The organism is Pseudoalteromonas sp. GB56 (assembly GCF_054923835.1).
The window spans coordinates 989,588-1,004,354 of sequence record NZ_JBPCHK010000001.1 but is presented as its reverse complement, the minus strand read 5'-3'; the positions used below and the strand labels follow the sequence as shown (position 1 = coordinate 1,004,354).

Here is a 14,767-nt window from a genome sequence, read left to right as displayed (position 1 = left end):
CACTTTTATGACTTTGACGAAATAAGCGTGTCTTGTTGATTGGCAACGATCCAGCTCGGGGCAAAGGCAAACCAAAAACAGCTGCCCTCTCCAACTTTACTGTCGATATGTAAGGTAGAGTCGTGGCGTGTTAGTACGTGTTTGGTAATCGCTAAACCCAGCCCTGAACCACCTGTTTTTCTGCTTCGCGCCTTATCAACACGATAAAAACGCTCAGTTAAACGGTTCAAATGTTCCGGCGCGATACCATCACCATTATCGGTGACGCTAAAATGCGCATAGCCATCTTTTAACTGCCAACGGACTGTAATTTCGCCATGCTCTGGAGTGTAATGCACCGCATTAAATACCAAATTAGAAAATGCACTTCTTAATTCTTCAGGGGCACCTAGCACGTCTAAACCATGATCTATCTCGAAGTTCAGGGTATGACCTTTATCCGCGTTAAGGGACTGCGCTTCTGTATGAATAAGTTCAAGCATACTCGGTACATGCACGGGTTTGTCATTATCGTGTTTGCGCGCCCCTTCAATACGAGATAAGGACAAGAGTTGATTGACTAAACTGTCCATTCGCTGGCATTAATCGATCATAGTACCATGGGCTTTGTCCCACATTGCCGGAGGTGGCATGTTATCCGCATCCATCATTTCCAGATAACCCGTTACCACAGTCAGGGGGGTACGCAGTTCGTGCGACACATTGGCAACGAAGTCTTTGCGCATTTGCTCAAGTTGTTTTAGACGCGTAATGTCGCGCACCACCATCATGATTTGAGATTGCGCATAGGGCATGACACGAAACTCAAGCACTTGCTCACCGTTATGTGCTAAATCCAACTCAAGTGCATCGTCATAGTCGCCTTTGAGCATATAACGGCTAAATTTTGGATGGCGAATCAAGTTATCAATGCGTTGACCATGATCGGTTGGCCACTGTAAACCCAATAAGCGCAGTGCTAATTGGTTACACCAAACGATACTAAAGTCTTTTTGTAAAACAATAACAGCATCAGGAACCGCTTCTGCACCTTCTCGAAAACGACGAATAAGATCTGCCAATTCGTTACGCTTTTTTCTATTACGCTGTTGGAGATGATAAATGCCTTCAAAGACTTGCTCCCACGCACCTTCCCCCTCTGGCGGGTTGAAACTACGTTGGTTAATAAGCCAATCGCTGAGGCGATAAAGTTGCCGATAGTGCCAAAGGAGCAAGGTGAAAGCACCCAGAAACAAAAGCAAAAAAGGCGCGCCAACAAGCACGCCTATTAACACTAGCGGTAAGAAATACATAAACAAACGCTTAGTTAAGGTTCGTTTATTAACTACTCGATACATAGAATATCTCTATTTCATACGTGCTTAGCTAGAATAAGTATGTTTACCAAAGAGGTAAACCCTAAACTAGCCAACACACGATTTCACAGTGCTTATACTTTGCTTGAGAAACGGTAACCTGCGCCGCGTACGGTTTGTACTAAACGGTCGTGACCCATTGGTGAAATCGCCTTACGCAGACGTCGAATGTGTACGTCTACTGTTCTATCTTCCACATACACATTAGTTCCCCAAACATGATCCAGCAACTGTTCACGGCTGTATACGCGCTCTGGGTGTGTCATGAAGAAATGCAATAAACGGAACTCTGTTGGACCCATGTCCAATTCACTGCCCTGTGATGTCACGCGGTGCGAGATAGGATCTAAACGAAGACCGTGAACTTCAATCGCTTCTTCCAATGACGTTGGTGCCACTCGACGAATCACCGCTTTGATCCGTGCCATTAATTCTTTAGGAGAAAACGGCTTAGTCACATAATCATCAGCGCCTACTTCCAAGCCACGAACTTTATCTTCTTCTTCGCCACGTGCAGTCAACATGATGATAGGGATCTGGCGAGTGTGCTCGCTCTGTTTAAATTTCTTTGCGATCTGAATACCGCTACCACCTGGTAGCATCCAATCTAATAGCACCATATCTGGGTAGGGTTCTACCATAGAAGCTATCGCAGAGTCGTAATCCTCAGCTTCAATCGCTTGAAAACCATTTTGTTCTAATACAAACACCAGCATCTCGCGTATTGGCGCTTCATCATCAACAACAAGAACTTTACGTGACATTCCGTTTATCTCTAATTAGCTTTATTGAACTGATGTCATTATTATGACTTTTTGTGACAATTTTATGAAAGCGTACACGCTATAACTAAAACACGCAAAAACCCCTTGTAGATCAGCGCAGATCAACTTCTTACTAAGGAGCAAGTTATGGATCAGATTTGTACTAATTCAGGCCGGTTGAGATCAGTATTTTACTAATTGATCGCCTTTTGGATCAGATTTATACCAAGTTCAATCTAAACAGCGCCAATAACTTTATGATTTCTGATTACTAATTAAACAAAGTCACAGTCAAACTTCTTCAAGCTAGTATAATTTTGATCCCAAATAGCACAGGTTGATAAAATACTGATCCCTACAGATCGGCCAATCTGCACGGCTAATCATCTATTTTTCATATAGATAGAATTCAATTCCGTGAACATACCAATCCTTTTAAATATGCGATCAGAGTTTGCGCTGGATAAATGATGTGATCGCAAGGCAAATTTTTTCTTATGTAGTTATTCTACATAGAAAAAATTTAACGCCGTGAACACGATATTTAGCCCGCTAGAATGATTGGCTATTTAGTCGGATTGGTATTACTCCAACTTTAGAGCCAGACGACATTGGATCAATATGGCAATGAATTAGTAAAATCCTGATCTAAAAAAGCCCCGCATAAGGCGAGGCTTTTTGGCTTTAATCAGCTGATTACTTGATTCTAGGATCCAGCTGACCACTTAGATAACGCATGTGCATGTCATCCAGTGAAATTGGTTTGATCTTAGCTGCTTGACCCGCTGTGCCAAACGCTTCATAACGCGCTACACAGATTTCAGTCATAGCTTTAGTTGCTTCAGCTAAGAACTTACGTGGGTCAAAGTTAGCAGGGTTATGCGCTAAATGACGGCGAATAGCGCCTGTTGACGCTAAACGTAAGTCTGTGTCAATGTTTACTTTACGCACACCGTGCTTGATACCTTCAACGATCTGCTCAACTGGCACACCGTAAGTTTCAGGGATCTCACCACCGTACTCGTTAATTACTGCTAACCACTCTTGTGGTACAGATGAAGAACCGTGCATTACAAGGTGTGTGTCAGGAATACGGCTGTGGATTTCTTTGATGCGGTCGATAGCAAGAATGTCGCCCGTTGGTGGACGAGTAAACTTGTAAGCACCGTGTGACGTACCACAGGCAATCGCTAGCGCGTCTACACCAGTCTTAGATACGAAGTCTGCCGCTTCTTCTGGATCTGTCAGTAGTTGGTCGTGAGATAGTTTACCTACCGCACCGATACCATCTTCTTCACCAGCTTCGCCTGTTTCAAGTGAACCAAGTACACCTAGCTCACCCTCAACTGAAACACCGCACGCATGCGCCATTTCTACTGTGCGACGAGTTACGTCCACATTGTATTCATAGCTAGAAGGAGTTTTACCATCATCAAGAAGTGAACCATCCATCATGACTGATGAGAAGCCTAGTTGGATTGAACGCTGACACACTGCCGGTGAAGTACCGTGGTCTTGGTGCATAACGACAGGGATGTGTGGCCACTCTTCAATTGCTGCCAAAATCATGTGGCGAATGAAAGGGGCACCTGCGTATGCACGAGCACCAGCTGAGCCTTGTACAATAACCGGGCTGTTTGTTTTGTCGGCCGCTTCCATGATGGCACGCATTTGCTCTTGGTTATTTACATTGAAGGCAGGTACGCCGTAACCAAATTCCGCCGCATGGTCGAGAAGTTGACGCATACTGATCAAAGCCATTTCGCTTATCTCCAATTTTTGATAGCACCAGACTATCGGGTTTTTGAACGGGTTTAATGTTTGAATAATGTCAAACAGGAGCCACTTTGGCTCATAACATTAGGCCGGCAAATTTGAGAGAGGCCGGCCTAAACGTTATTTCTTTATTTTGCTCGCTCTTCAAGCATAGCAACCGCTGGTAATTTTTTCCCTTCTAAGAATTCTAAGAAGGCACCACCACCAGTGGAAATATATGAGATCTTATCAGCCACATTGTATTTATCAATCGCAGCCAGCGTATCACCACCACCCGCAATTGAGAACGCGTCCGAATTAGCAATCGCTTTTGCGATACTTTGTGTACCATTACCGAATTGGTCAAATTCGAATACGCCTACTGGGCCATTCCACACAATTGTGCCAGCCTTCGCGATGATGTCGCTAAGTTGTTTTGCTGTGCTTGGACCAATGTCAAAGATCATGTCTTCATCAGTAACGTCTTGCACATCTTTAAGCTCGGCAACCGCTGACTCAGAGAATTCGTTACCCACAACAACATCAACCGGTACTGGAATATCGCCACCGTTTGCACGTGCTGTGTCTGTGAGTTTTTGTGCTTCAGCTATAAGGTCTTTCTCATAAAGAGACTTACCTACTGAGTGGCCCGCTGCTGCGATAAAGGTGTTGGCAATACCGCCACCCGTTACCAGTTGGTCAACCACATTTGATAGTGAATCCAATACCGTTAGTTTCGTCGATACTTTTGAGCCACCCACGATAGCCACTAAAGGACGTTTAGGGTTATCAAGCGCTTTACCTAGTGCATCAAGCTCAGCCGCAAGAAGCGGGCCCGCACAGGCAACAGGTGCATGCATACCTACACCGTGCGTAGATGCTTGTGCACGGTGCGCCGTACCAAATGCATCCATCACGTACACGTCACACAACGCGGCTAGTTGCTTTGACAAGGCTTCGTCATTGGCTTTTTCGCCTTTGTTGAAGCGTACGTTTTCAAATACAACCACTTCGTTGTCTGCAACTTCAACACCGTCTAGGTAATCAGTTGCTAGGCGAACTTGCTGAGACAGCTTTTCGTTAAGGTAATCGACAACAGGAGCAAGAGAGAATTCTGCGTCATATTGGCCTTCGGTTGGACGACCTAAGTGCGACATGATCATCACTTTAGCGCCTTTTTCTAGCGCTAGTTCGATGGTAGGCAGCGCTGCACGAAGACGTGCGTCTGAGCTAACTTTGCCATCTTTGACTGGTACGTTTAGGTCTTCACGGATCAAAACGCGCTTTCCAGCTAAATCCAAATCCGCCATCTTAATGACCGACATTCTCTTCTCCTTAGTTATACGTTTTATTCAATGGGTGATGCAGTTGCATGCATCCACGCTGCAGAGGTGTCCAGCATTCGATGCGCGAACCCCCACTCGTTATCACACCATACTAATAGTTTTATCAAACGTTTATGACTAACTCGTGTCTGGGTTCCATCAATGATACAAGAATGTGCATCATGGTTAAAATCTACTGACACGAGTGGTTCTTCTGTGTAATCCAAAATACCCGCAAGACGCCCATGTACGGCTTTAGCTATCGCCTTATTTACATCACCAAGAGACACATCGGTGTTAACCGTCACACTCAAGTCCATGGCCGTCACATTGATTGTCGGCACGCGCACTGCGATTGCTTCAAAGCGACTATGAAATTTTGGCAGTATGCGCTCAATACCACGCGCAAGCTTAGTATCAACCGGAATAATAGACTGGCTTGCTGCACGGGTACGACGCAGATCGTCGTGATAGGCATCAATCACTTGTTGATCGTGCATTGACGCATGGATAGTCGTAATCGCACCAGATTCAATGCCAAAGGCATCATCAAGTACTTGAATAACAGGCACAATACAGTTGGTCGTACACGAGCCATTAGAGACAATGGTGTGCTCAGCTCTAAGCTCATGGTCGTTGATACCAAATACAATAGTGGCATCAACATCAGCATCAGCCGGTTGGGAAAAAAGAACTTTTTTGGCGCCTGCATTTAAATGTAATTGGGCGTGCTCTCGCGAGTGATAAACACCTGTACATTCGAGCACAACATCCACATCGTGATGTTGCCAAGGAAGCCCACCTGCATCTTTTTCGCTGTACAGCGCAATTTCATCGCCATCGACGATCAGTGATTTTTCGCCCAGCTCAACAGGGAAAGCGAAACGACCATGTGCCGTGTCATATTTGAGGAGATGTGCAATGCCCTCAGGCTTTGCAAGTTCATTAATTGCGACAATTTTGAATTCACTACGGCGATCACTTTCGTATAGAGCACGTAAAATATTACGCCCAATACGCCCAAAGCCATTTATTGCTAGCTTAATTGCCATATGTACAGACTACCGCCATGAAGAAAGATGAACAGACGCAGGTCTAAGAATAATGGCCGCTATTGTAATCGACTCGCGCCTTGAGTGTAAGGGGCAAGTACAAATAAAAAGCGTTAATAGGCTGTGCTAGTACACACTAAAATGTAATCACGAAGCGGTTTAAAGAATTATTGGCTGGCAACAACTCCCGATTATTTATACTTAAGACAGACCACCAAAAAGCGTCAAAATAGCGATAAGTGCTAAGAAGAACAGAATGTTACGCTTTACTAAGCGCATCATACATTGGGCTTCAATGGTGCAACCATAGTGTTCGAGTTCAATCTGCTCCGCCGCAAGCGCCGTTTGGGTGATCACTTCCCTATTTGGTACCGTGAAGTTAAGCACATGCTGCAACCAAGTTTGCGTCCCTTTAGAGAAATTGCCAATCACTAGATAACCAAAGCTTGCGACTCGTGCCGCTGGCCAATCAAGCCAAAACACCAGTTTATGCAAGGCATTATGCCAGCCAGCCATAAGGTGCTCTTGGTCTGCGCTCAAGTCTAAATAGGTACGCGCCAGTGAATAAAATAACGCGCCAGGCGCTCCCAAAATCACAAACCAAAAAATCACCGCGCAGTAAAAACGGAAGTTCACCCACGCCAGCGTCTGTGCAAACGTTTCCCCTTGCTCTTCCTCTTCAGTGCGGATTTGCCCCATTTGTAAGGCATAAAGTGTGGCAGCTTCATTATCATCACGAGTTAACGCATTCAGGTAGCCCTTGTAATGCGCTCTCATGGCCGCACATCCAAAACAAACCAGTACGACAGTGGTATTCACTAATAATTGCCACAACACAAAATCACTGAGATTGGCGATAAAGGCTACGATGAGCGTTGGAATGAGCAACCAAATGATGATGCCCACTTCTTTTGAACTAGTACTGAGGCGAGACAGAATGTGTTGGCTTTTGCTCATGTACCACGTTGCGTAAGTGGCAATCTGCCAAGGTTTAGAACGAGCCCCAAGGCGTTCAGCGATCAAGGCAAAAATGATTGAAATCAGAGTCATAGTAGATAAACGTCCAGCCTAAACTCCCTTTAGTCTATCGCAATTTTTGGTAAAAGTAAGGTCAAAAAAACGCCCCCAATCAAAGCCTTCGCCGGGATCGGTTTTACGCCCAGGGGCAATATCGCTGTGGCCAACGATGCGTTGTTGGTTTATCTGTGGGTACTTTTTAATCAGCGCTTGTGTGAGATGTGCCAACGCTCGATATTGTTTATCTGTGTAATCTGACTTGTCGGTACCTTCTAACTCGATGCCTATGCTGAAATCGTTGCAACGCTCTCGCCCCATAAAGTTTGATACACCAGCATGCCATGCACGCTTATCAAATGGTACGTATTGCCTAACTTTGCCTTGTCTATCGATCAAGCAATGGGCAGACACTCTCACCCCGTCAAGCGATGCAAAACTGGGATGCGCATCACAGTTCAAACGGCCGCAAAATAAGTCATCGATGTAGGGGGTGCCAAAGTGCCCTTCAGGTAAAGAAATACAATGGATAACTAACAAGGAAACTTCTTGTTGCGGGCGTTCATCGAAGTGAGTACATGGAAGCTGGGAAGCGTCTGTACAAAGACCGTTGTGTGAAATATCCATAGCATCTTACCATCAACATATTGCCTGCCATGGTAAAGCGCTAGGAGTCAGTGCGCAAGGCAACCTCGGGGGAAAAATTACATTCACCGTAACGATTTACACTCACCAACTCTTCGTCGCGACGTAGAATTGCAACGTGATTTTCGTCTGAGTCTGAGCGCACAAAATCTAATTCAAACCCCATCTTGGTGAGCGTGTAGACTTTATCTATTTGCTCGCCTGTTAAATTAGCGTAATGCTCACGGAATGTCCTTTGTCCGCTACGGCGCTCGTTATCTATCTTTCTCGCGTGTGCCATGGTTGCTTACCCTGCAAAACATATCCAATAAATATAGCGTATACGGGGTAAAAAAAAAGCACCGCATTCAAAATGCAGTGCCTTATCAATAACTTGTACCATTAAAGGTACATTATTCAGCTTTTTGCTCTCGCCCTAATAAGGCCATGGCAGCTTGCTTCACGTCTTTGTTTTCGTACAGCACTTGGTATATCTGCTCAGTGATAGGCATTTCAATACCAGTACGCTTCGCTAACATATACACTTCTTTGGTGTTGCGATAACCTTCAACCACCTGTCCGATTTGTTGCTGTGCTGAGTCTACGTCTAGACCCTGCCCTAGCGCTAAACCAAAACGGCGATTGCGCGATTGGTTGTCGGTACAGGTAAGAATCAGATCGCCCAAGCCAGCCATCCCCATAAAGGTTTCTGATTTAGCCCCTAATGCACAACCAAGACGACATAACTCTGCTAACCCACGAGTGATAAGCGCTGTTCTGGCATTCGCGCCAAAACCAAAGCCATCTGCGATACCCGCGCCGATAGCAATGACATTTTTCACTGCGCCGCCAAGCTGGATGCCGATAAAGTCATTGTTGCGATACACACGGAACGAACGCCCGCAGTGCAACAAGCTCGATAACCGCTCACACAGCTCATCACTAGTTGCCGATACTGAAATCGCTGTTGGTAAACCTGCCGCCATTTCTTTTGCAAACGTAGGGCCAGACAACACTGCTAATTCGACGTCATCACCCAACTCTTGCTTTGCCACGTCTTGCAACAAACGACCCGTATCTGGCTCTAAGCCTTTGGTTGCCCACGCGACTTTAGCGCCATCAAGCAACATAGGTTGAATCGTTTTTAGCAGACCCGAAAAGGCGTGACTTGGCACCACCACGAGCACGATATCACTGCTTTTTACTGCCAGTTCTAAATCGCTCTGAAGTTCTAAGGTTTCTGGAAATGGAATATCGCCGAGGTACTGTTCGTTTTTACGCTCATTTGCCAGCTTTTCTACGTGCGCAGCATCGCGTCCCCACAGGGTTACTTGATGACCATTGCGTGCAAAGCAAATAGCAAGGGCGGTGCCATACGACCCCGCCCCTAAAACAGTTACAGCTGATTGTGCTGCAGCACTCATAATTTATGCGTCAGCTTGTTGCGCTTGCTCAGCAACACGTTGCTGCATGTATTGAGCGAATAGCGCGTCAAAGTTTACTGGTGCAAGATTCAACTGTGGGAATGTACCACGGTTAACTAGGTTAGATACTGCTTCACGAGCGTAAGGGAATAGTACGTTCGGGCAGAATGCACCAAGCATATGAGCAGTTTGTAGCTCTTCCAATTCACCGATTGCGAAGATACCCGCTTGCTGGATTTCACATAGGAACGCTGTTTCTTCACCAATACTTGCAGTAACAGTCAATGCAAGAACAACTTCGAAGATGCCGTTCTCAAGCTTATTTGAGCGCGTATCGATGTCTAATTTAACCTCAGGCTTCCATTCTTTTTGGAAAATAGTAGGAGAATTTGGTGTTTCAAAAGATACGTCTTTTGTGTAGATACGTTGAATTGAAAATTGCGCTTGTTGTTCTTGTGCTGCGCCTTGGTTTTGCTCTTCCATTGTAATTCCTATCAATCTGTCTTTAGTAATAAGCCGCAAAAAAGTGCGGCTCGGTACTGAAATTATTATTAAGCGCCTAAAAGCGTATTTAATTCGCCTTTGGCTTCTAATGCCATCATATCATCGCAACCACCAACATGGTGTTCGCCGATAAAAATTTGCGGCACCGTATAACCGCCATTCGCTTTTGCGATCATTTCTTCGCGTAGCTCCGGCTTACGGCCAATATCATGCTCGGTATAAGCAACGCCTTTTTTGTCTAGCAGCGCTTTTGCACGCTGACAAAAAGGACAGTAATCTTTGGTATATAAAACTACATCAGTCATCTATTTCTCTCAACGCTAGTTAGCGGCCAGAAACTTGTGGTAAGCCTGCGCTTTGCCACGATTGAATGCCACCAGAGAGGATAAAGACACTTTCAAAACCTGCTTTAGCAAGGTTATTAGCGATACCTGAAGCCGTCATACCTGTTGCACATACCAGTATAATGGGATTGCTTTTGTGCTTTTCAAGCTCTGCAAAGTCACTTTGTTTAGCTTTTTCGACACTCAGGTGCACCGAATTCGCAATACGACCCGTGTTGAAGTCCTTCTGAGGACGAATATCTGCAACGACCGCGTTTTCACGATTCACTAACAAAGTGAGTTGTTGCGGATTAATCTGCTTGATTGCAGAAAACTTACTTTTGAACCACCCCGTGACAAGCATAAACACTATTACCAGCCAGATAATGCTTAGAATCGGGTGATTGCCGATAAATTCAATGTATTGTTCCATACGTGATACTTTATTGTTCAAACCTAGAGGGCGGCACAAGTATACACACTTGCCTTGAAGTTACCAATTGATGAAATATTTTCTACTGCGATGTTGAACAAAAAACGGTAGGATATTAGCTAAACCACTTGTAGATGACAGATATACAGTTATTGCAAGGAGTTAGGTATCAATCGACGTGCACATATCTCAGGAGCGACAATGACTCAGCCGAAAAAACCACTCGTACTTATGATTCTCGATGGGTGGGGTTACCGTGAAGAAAGTGAAAGTAATGCTATTTTAGCAGCCAACACACCTGTTTTAGACAACTTGTGGCAAGCGCGTCCTCACACTTTAATTTCAGGCTCAGGCATGGATGTCGGTCTTCCTGATGGGCAAATGGGTAATTCGGAAGTCGGCCACGTCAACCTAGGGGCTGGCCGCGTCGTTTATCAAGACTTCACTCGTATTACTAAAGCCATCGACGATGGAACGTTCGCCCAAAACCACGCTTTGGTTGACGCAATCGACAAAGCAGTAGCTGCCGGCAAAGCCGTGCACTTAATGGGCCTGATGAGTCCAGGTGGTGTTCACAGCCATGAAGACCACATTGTTGCAGCGATTGAGTTGGCTGCCGAGCGCGGCGCACAAGAGATTTATGTCCACGCATTTTTAGACGGTCGCGACACCCCACCACGCAGCGCAGAAGCCTCATTACAAAAAATTGATGCAACATTTGCGCGCCTAGGTAAAGGTCGTATCGCGTCAATTGTTGGCCGTTATTATGCGATGGACCGAGACAACCGTTGGGACCGTGTAGAAAGTGCCTATGACCTAATGGTGTTAGGTGAATCACAATTCACTGCACCTGACGCAGTGAGTGGATTACACGCCGCCTACGAACGTGAAGAAAATGATGAATTTGTAAAAGCGACAGTCATTGGTGATACACCTGCGACCATTAATGATGGTGACGCCGTGTTATTCATGAACTTTCGTGCTGACCGTGCACGTCAAATGACTCGCACTTTCGTAGATGCTGGTTTTAATGGCTTTACTAAGAAGAAAACGCCTGATCTCGCAGCCTTTGTCATGTTGACTGAATACGCAGCTGATATCCAAGCACCTGTGGCCTTCCCACCAGAGCCATTGAACAATGTACTGGGTGAGTGGCTAGCAAAACATGGTAAAACTCAACTACGTATCTCTGAAACAGAAAAATACGCACACGTAACGTTCTTCTTCAGCGGTGGTCGCGAGCAAGAGTTTGACGGTGAAAGTCGCGAGTTGATCCCCTCTCCTGATGTAGCGACTTATGACCTACAACCAGAGATGAACTCAGCCTTGTTAACAGACAAACTTGTTGAAGCCATTCATAGCGGTAAATATGATGTGATCATCTGTAACTACCCTAATGGCGACATGGTTGGTCACTCTGGTGTATTTGCAGCTGCGGTTAAAGCCTGTGAAGCTGTTGATGCGTGTATCGGTCGCGTTGTTGAAGCACTTGAACAAGTTGGTGGTGAAGCGCTTATTACAGCTGACCACGGTAACGCAGAGCAAATGCAAGATCCAAACTCTGGTCAGGCTCACACTGCCCACACAAGCGAACCAGTGCCCTTTATTTATGTTGGTCGCGATGCTGAACCCGCAGCGGGTAAAACACTCAGCGATGTGGCCCCTACAATGCTGCACCTCATGGGTATGGAGCAACCAGCAGAAATGACTGGTTCACCAATCATGCGCCTTAAATAACGGATTTTAAGGCCCATGATTAGGTTCAATAGCCTATTCGCATCTTGCAAGGCGTCGCTGCTTATCGCGGCGCTTTTGTTGATGTTCACCCCGCTTGGCACGGTGGCAAACGAAGATCGTACTAAGCAAGATTTAACCGAAGTACAAAAAGAGCTAAAAAAGAGTCAACAAAACCTCAAGAATCAAAAAGGCTCACTCGGGTCATTGCAAAAGGAGTTACAGCAATCCGAAAAGGCCATCGCTGACAACGCCAAAGAGTTGCGCGCCATCGACACCAAGATTGCTAATAATCGCGAACAAAACCAAAAACTTGAACGTGAAGCTGACACATTAGAAGACACGCGCAAAACGCTCGATTCAGCGCTTGCTGCACAGCTAAAAAGTGCCTACATGGTCGGTGGTCATGATTATTCTAAATTGCTTCTCAACCAACGAAATACTGCCAAATTAGAACGTACCATCAGTTATTACGACTACCTAAATAAAGCGCGACTAAAGCAATTAGATGCGCTTAAAGAGACGCTTGCAGAGATAGAAAAAAACCAAGCAGCCTTAGCCCAAAACCGCGCACAACTCGAACAACTACGCAGCCAAGAAGAACAACAACATGCACAACTTATAGCCGCGAAAGAACAACGTAAATCGAAAGTTGATGCATTGCAGAATCAATTAAACCAACTTCAGAGCTCGATTAACTACCTCAAAGACAACGAGCAAACACTGATTTCAACGATTGAAGAGTTAGAGCAAAGCAAAGGTCGTCAAATTGCTATGCTCGGCCTAGGATCAAGTAAAGGGAAATTATCTTGGCCCACTCGCGGAGCACTGAAACACAAATTTGGTACACGCAAACGCCCAGGCTTTAACTGGAAAGGTGTGGTCATTGATGCCAGTGAAGGGAGCAACATCAATAGTATCCAAGATGGTCAAGTCGTGTTTGCAGACTGGCTTAAAGGCTTCGGCTGGGTCATGGTAGTTGATCATGGTGAAGGCTACATGAGTCTGTATGGCCATGCTCAAGCACTGTTAAAAGAAGTAGGAGAGCAAGTGTACCAAGGTGAGACTATTGCATTAGTCGGTCAGAGCGGCGGTCAAGTTGATCCTGGTCTATACTTCGAAATACGTCACAAAGGACGTGCCGTTAACCCAACTACATGGTGCAAGTCCTCATAATTGAATAGTGGCTGCGCCTAAGGGGCAGCCAATGTTCGCATCTTCAGCTTTCATTTTCAGGCAGTTTATAACACGGTGTTTGGCTATTTCACTGTGCTTTTTGTGCGCGTCTGCGCCACTTCCAAGCTTGGCCAAGGACAGTCAACTCGAAGAAGTGCTGTTTCACATTAATCATTTTTATGTCGAAGAAGTCGATCGCAATAAGCTTGATCATCATGTACTTTCCAGCCTGCTCGACGAACTTGACCCCTACAGCGAGTTCCTTGATGAAAACGAGCTAAAAAGATTGTTTGACGTCACCAATGGTGAGTACAAAGGCTTGGGTATCGAGGTAGAAAAACGTCAAGACCATGTGGTGATTGTCTCTGCATTACCTAACTCTCCGGCATACGCCGCGGGCTTACAAAGCGGCGATATTGTGCTTGCCATTAATGACACAGCAGCACTAGATAAATCACTGGATGAAGTATCCGCACTCATTAACGCTAGAGAAGACGGTGAAGTAACCTTGGCAATTGCGCGGGCTGGGCATTCTCAACGCTTGATATATCACTTAACTCGCCAACCCATTCACATAGAGAGTGTGGCCAGTAGATTACAGGACAACCACATTGGCTACCTGCGAATCAACAGTTTCAACAATCATAGCTACCATGATGTAGCCCGCCATATTGCGCAAATGCAGCAACAAAGCGGCTTGGCTCTCAGAGGTTTATTGCTTGATTTACGAGACAATCCTGGAGGTACGTTCGACAGCGCTGTGGCAATCGCCGATTCTTTTTCTGTCAAACGGCGTGATAGTGTCAACACAAGGTCGCTTCATCGAAGCGAATCAGCGCTTTGAAGCGCAACCAGGGGATATTTTGGAAGGAGCCCCGATTGTTGTTTTAATCAATCAAGGTTCTGCCTCGGCGGCAGAAATTGTTGCTGGGGCTTTAAAAGACAATCATCGTGCTACTGTGGTTGGAACGCGCTCTTATGGAAAAGGCTCAGTGCAGTCACTAATTCCATTAGGTGATGGTAGAAGCGCGCTGAAATTAACAACAGCAAAATACTTTACCCCAGCGGGCGTATCCATCGAAGGAACGGGCATCACACCTGACGTCCCTATATTACAACCAGCACTTTCTCAATCAAATAAAGAGGTTATAATAAATTTAGCTGAGGGACGAAATGCTGATAAAAACTTAACAGCGTCGCTGGATAAGCAATTGATCAAAAGCTCAGCAGTTATTAGAACAGTACTAAAAATAATAATAACAAAATCAATCTGAGGGGTCGGTT

15 protein-coding genes and 1 pseudogene are annotated in these 14,767 nt (G+C 45.5%); 4 read left to right on the top strand and 12 right to left on the bottom strand.

The features are described 5' to 3' along the window. Positions 1–5: 5 nt before the first annotated feature. The 12 genes and pseudogenes from phoR to ACH19P_RS04715 form a co-directional block, all read right to left on the bottom strand. Positions 6–1,337 (bottom strand): annotated as a pseudogene (gene phoR, locus ACH19P_RS04770) (phosphate regulon sensor histidine kinase PhoR). 92 nt (positions 1,338–1,429) lie between these two features. Continuing rightward, positions 1,430–2,119: a phosphate regulon transcriptional regulator PhoB gene (gene phoB / locus ACH19P_RS04765; RefSeq protein WP_347390371.1), complete on the bottom strand. Its 690-nt coding sequence runs from the start codon at positions 2,117–2,119 to the stop codon at positions 1,430–1,432. Between the two features lie 696 nt (positions 2,120–2,815). Next, a complete protein-coding gene (gene fba, locus ACH19P_RS04760) occupies positions 2,816–3,880 on the bottom strand; it encodes a class II fructose-bisphosphate aldolase (protein WP_462157368.1) in 1,065 nt (354 codons plus the stop codon). A gap of 143 nt (positions 3,881–4,023) precedes the next feature. After that, a complete protein-coding gene (locus ACH19P_RS04755) occupies positions 4,024–5,199 on the bottom strand; it encodes a phosphoglycerate kinase (protein ID WP_462157367.1) in 1,176 nt (391 codons plus the stop codon). Between the two features lie 23 nt (positions 5,200–5,222). Next, the gene (epd, locus tag ACH19P_RS04750) at positions 5,223–6,251 is read right to left on the bottom strand and encodes an erythrose-4-phosphate dehydrogenase (protein WP_462157366.1); all 1,029 of its coding nucleotides are present in this window, start codon (positions 6,249–6,251) and stop codon (positions 5,223–5,225) included. Positions 6,252–6,452: 201 nt separating this feature from the next. Further along, positions 6,453–7,301, bottom strand: a complete 849-nt coding sequence (ampE, locus tag ACH19P_RS04745) for a beta-lactamase regulator AmpE (protein WP_462157365.1) — start codon at positions 7,299–7,301, stop codon at positions 6,453–6,455. Between the two features lie 18 nt (positions 7,302–7,319). Continuing rightward, a complete protein-coding gene (gene ampD, locus ACH19P_RS04740; RefSeq protein ID WP_462157364.1) occupies positions 7,320–7,892 on the bottom strand; it encodes a 1,6-anhydro-N-acetylmuramyl-L-alanine amidase AmpD in 573 nt (190 codons plus the stop codon). Positions 7,893–7,932: 40 nt separating this feature from the next. Further along, positions 7,933–8,190 (bottom strand): hypothetical protein, encoded by a 258-nt coding sequence (locus ACH19P_RS04735; RefSeq protein WP_347390365.1) that lies wholly within the window; start codon positions 8,188–8,190, stop codon positions 7,933–7,935. Between the two features lie 112 nt (positions 8,191–8,302). Next, positions 8,303–9,313: an NAD(P)H-dependent glycerol-3-phosphate dehydrogenase gene (gene gpsA / locus ACH19P_RS04730; RefSeq protein WP_462157363.1), complete on the bottom strand. Its 1,011-nt coding sequence runs from the start codon at positions 9,311–9,313 to the stop codon at positions 8,303–8,305. 3 nt (positions 9,314–9,316) lie between these two features. Next, positions 9,317–9,796, bottom strand: a complete 480-nt coding sequence (gene secB, locus ACH19P_RS04725; RefSeq protein ID WP_462157362.1) for a protein-export chaperone SecB — start codon at positions 9,794–9,796, stop codon at positions 9,317–9,319. Positions 9,797–9,864: 68 nt separating this feature from the next. Beyond that, positions 9,865–10,122, bottom strand: a complete 258-nt coding sequence (grxC, locus tag ACH19P_RS04720; RefSeq protein ID WP_347390362.1) for a glutaredoxin 3 — start codon at positions 10,120–10,122, stop codon at positions 9,865–9,867. 19 nt (positions 10,123–10,141) lie between these two features. Further along, complete coding sequence (locus ACH19P_RS04715; RefSeq protein ID WP_462157361.1) at positions 10,142–10,573, bottom strand: rhodanese-like domain-containing protein; 432 nt, start codon at positions 10,571–10,573, stop codon at positions 10,142–10,144. Between the two features lie 201 nt (positions 10,574–10,774). Between ACH19P_RS04715 and gpmM the strand changes: the two genes are divergently transcribed. The 4 genes from gpmM to ACH19P_RS04695 are packed head-to-tail and all read left to right on the top strand — an operon-like array spanning position 10,775 to position 14,757. Further along, on the top strand, positions 10,775–12,310 hold the full coding sequence (gpmM, locus tag ACH19P_RS04710) for a 2,3-bisphosphoglycerate-independent phosphoglycerate mutase (protein ID WP_462157360.1): 1,536 nt from the start codon (positions 10,775–10,777) through the stop codon (positions 12,308–12,310). Positions 12,311–12,325: 15 nt separating this feature from the next. Next, complete coding sequence (locus ACH19P_RS04705) at positions 12,326–13,483, top strand: murein hydrolase activator EnvC family protein (RefSeq protein WP_462157358.1); 1,158 nt, start codon at positions 12,326–12,328, stop codon at positions 13,481–13,483. A gap of 31 nt (positions 13,484–13,514) precedes the next feature. Then, positions 13,515–14,327 carry a S41 family peptidase gene (locus tag ACH19P_RS04700; RefSeq protein WP_462157357.1) on the top strand — a complete coding sequence of 271 codons (813 nt, stop codon included), beginning with the start codon at positions 13,515–13,517 and terminating at the stop codon, positions 14,325–14,327. Then, positions 14,284–14,757: a S41 family peptidase gene (locus tag ACH19P_RS04695; RefSeq protein ID WP_462157355.1), complete on the top strand. Its 474-nt coding sequence runs from the start codon at positions 14,284–14,286 to the stop codon at positions 14,755–14,757. The genes ACH19P_RS04700 and ACH19P_RS04695 overlap by 44 nt, the downstream gene beginning before the upstream one ends. The last annotated feature ends 10 nt before the right edge of the window (positions 14,758–14,767 follow it).

Coding starts and splice junctions, on each gene's coding strand:
- ACH19P_RS04700 (WP_462157357.1), top strand. CDS start 13,515: ATGTTCGCATCTTCAGCTTTCATTTTCAGGCAGTTTATAACACGGTGT.
- fba (WP_462157368.1), bottom strand. CDS start 3,880: ATGGCTTTGATCAGTATGCGTCAACTTCTCGACCATGCGGCGGAATTT.
- gpmM (WP_462157360.1), top strand. CDS start 10,775: ATGACTCAGCCGAAAAAACCACTCGTACTTATGATTCTCGATGGGTGG.
- ACH19P_RS04735 (WP_347390365.1), bottom strand. CDS start 8,190: ATGGCACACGCGAGAAAGATAGATAACGAGCGCCGTAGCGGACAAAGG.
- ampD (WP_462157364.1), bottom strand. CDS start 7,892: ATGGATATTTCACACAACGGTCTTTGTACAGACGCTTCCCAGCTTCCA.
- epd (WP_462157366.1), bottom strand. CDS start 6,251: ATGGCAATTAAGCTAGCAATAAATGGCTTTGGGCGTATTGGGCGTAAT.
- phoB (WP_347390371.1), bottom strand. CDS start 2,119: ATGTCACGTAAAGTTCTTGTTGTTGATGATGAAGCGCCAATACGCGAG.
- secB (WP_462157362.1), bottom strand. CDS start 9,796: ATGGAAGAGCAAAACCAAGGCGCAGCACAAGAACAACAAGCGCAATTT.
- gpsA (WP_462157363.1), bottom strand. CDS start 9,313: ATGAGTGCTGCAGCACAATCAGCTGTAACTGTTTTAGGGGCGGGGTCG.
- ACH19P_RS04705 (WP_462157358.1), top strand. CDS start 12,326: ATGATTAGGTTCAATAGCCTATTCGCATCTTGCAAGGCGTCGCTGCTT.
- grxC (WP_347390362.1), bottom strand. CDS start 10,122: ATGACTGATGTAGTTTTATATACCAAAGATTACTGTCCTTTTTGTCAG.
- ACH19P_RS04715 (WP_462157361.1), bottom strand. CDS start 10,573: ATGGAACAATACATTGAATTTATCGGCAATCACCCGATTCTAAGCATT.
- ACH19P_RS04755 (WP_462157367.1), bottom strand. CDS start 5,199: ATGTCGGTCATTAAGATGGCGGATTTGGATTTAGCTGGAAAGCGCGTT.
- ampE (WP_462157365.1), bottom strand. CDS start 7,301: ATGACTCTGATTTCAATCATTTTTGCCTTGATCGCTGAACGCCTTGGG.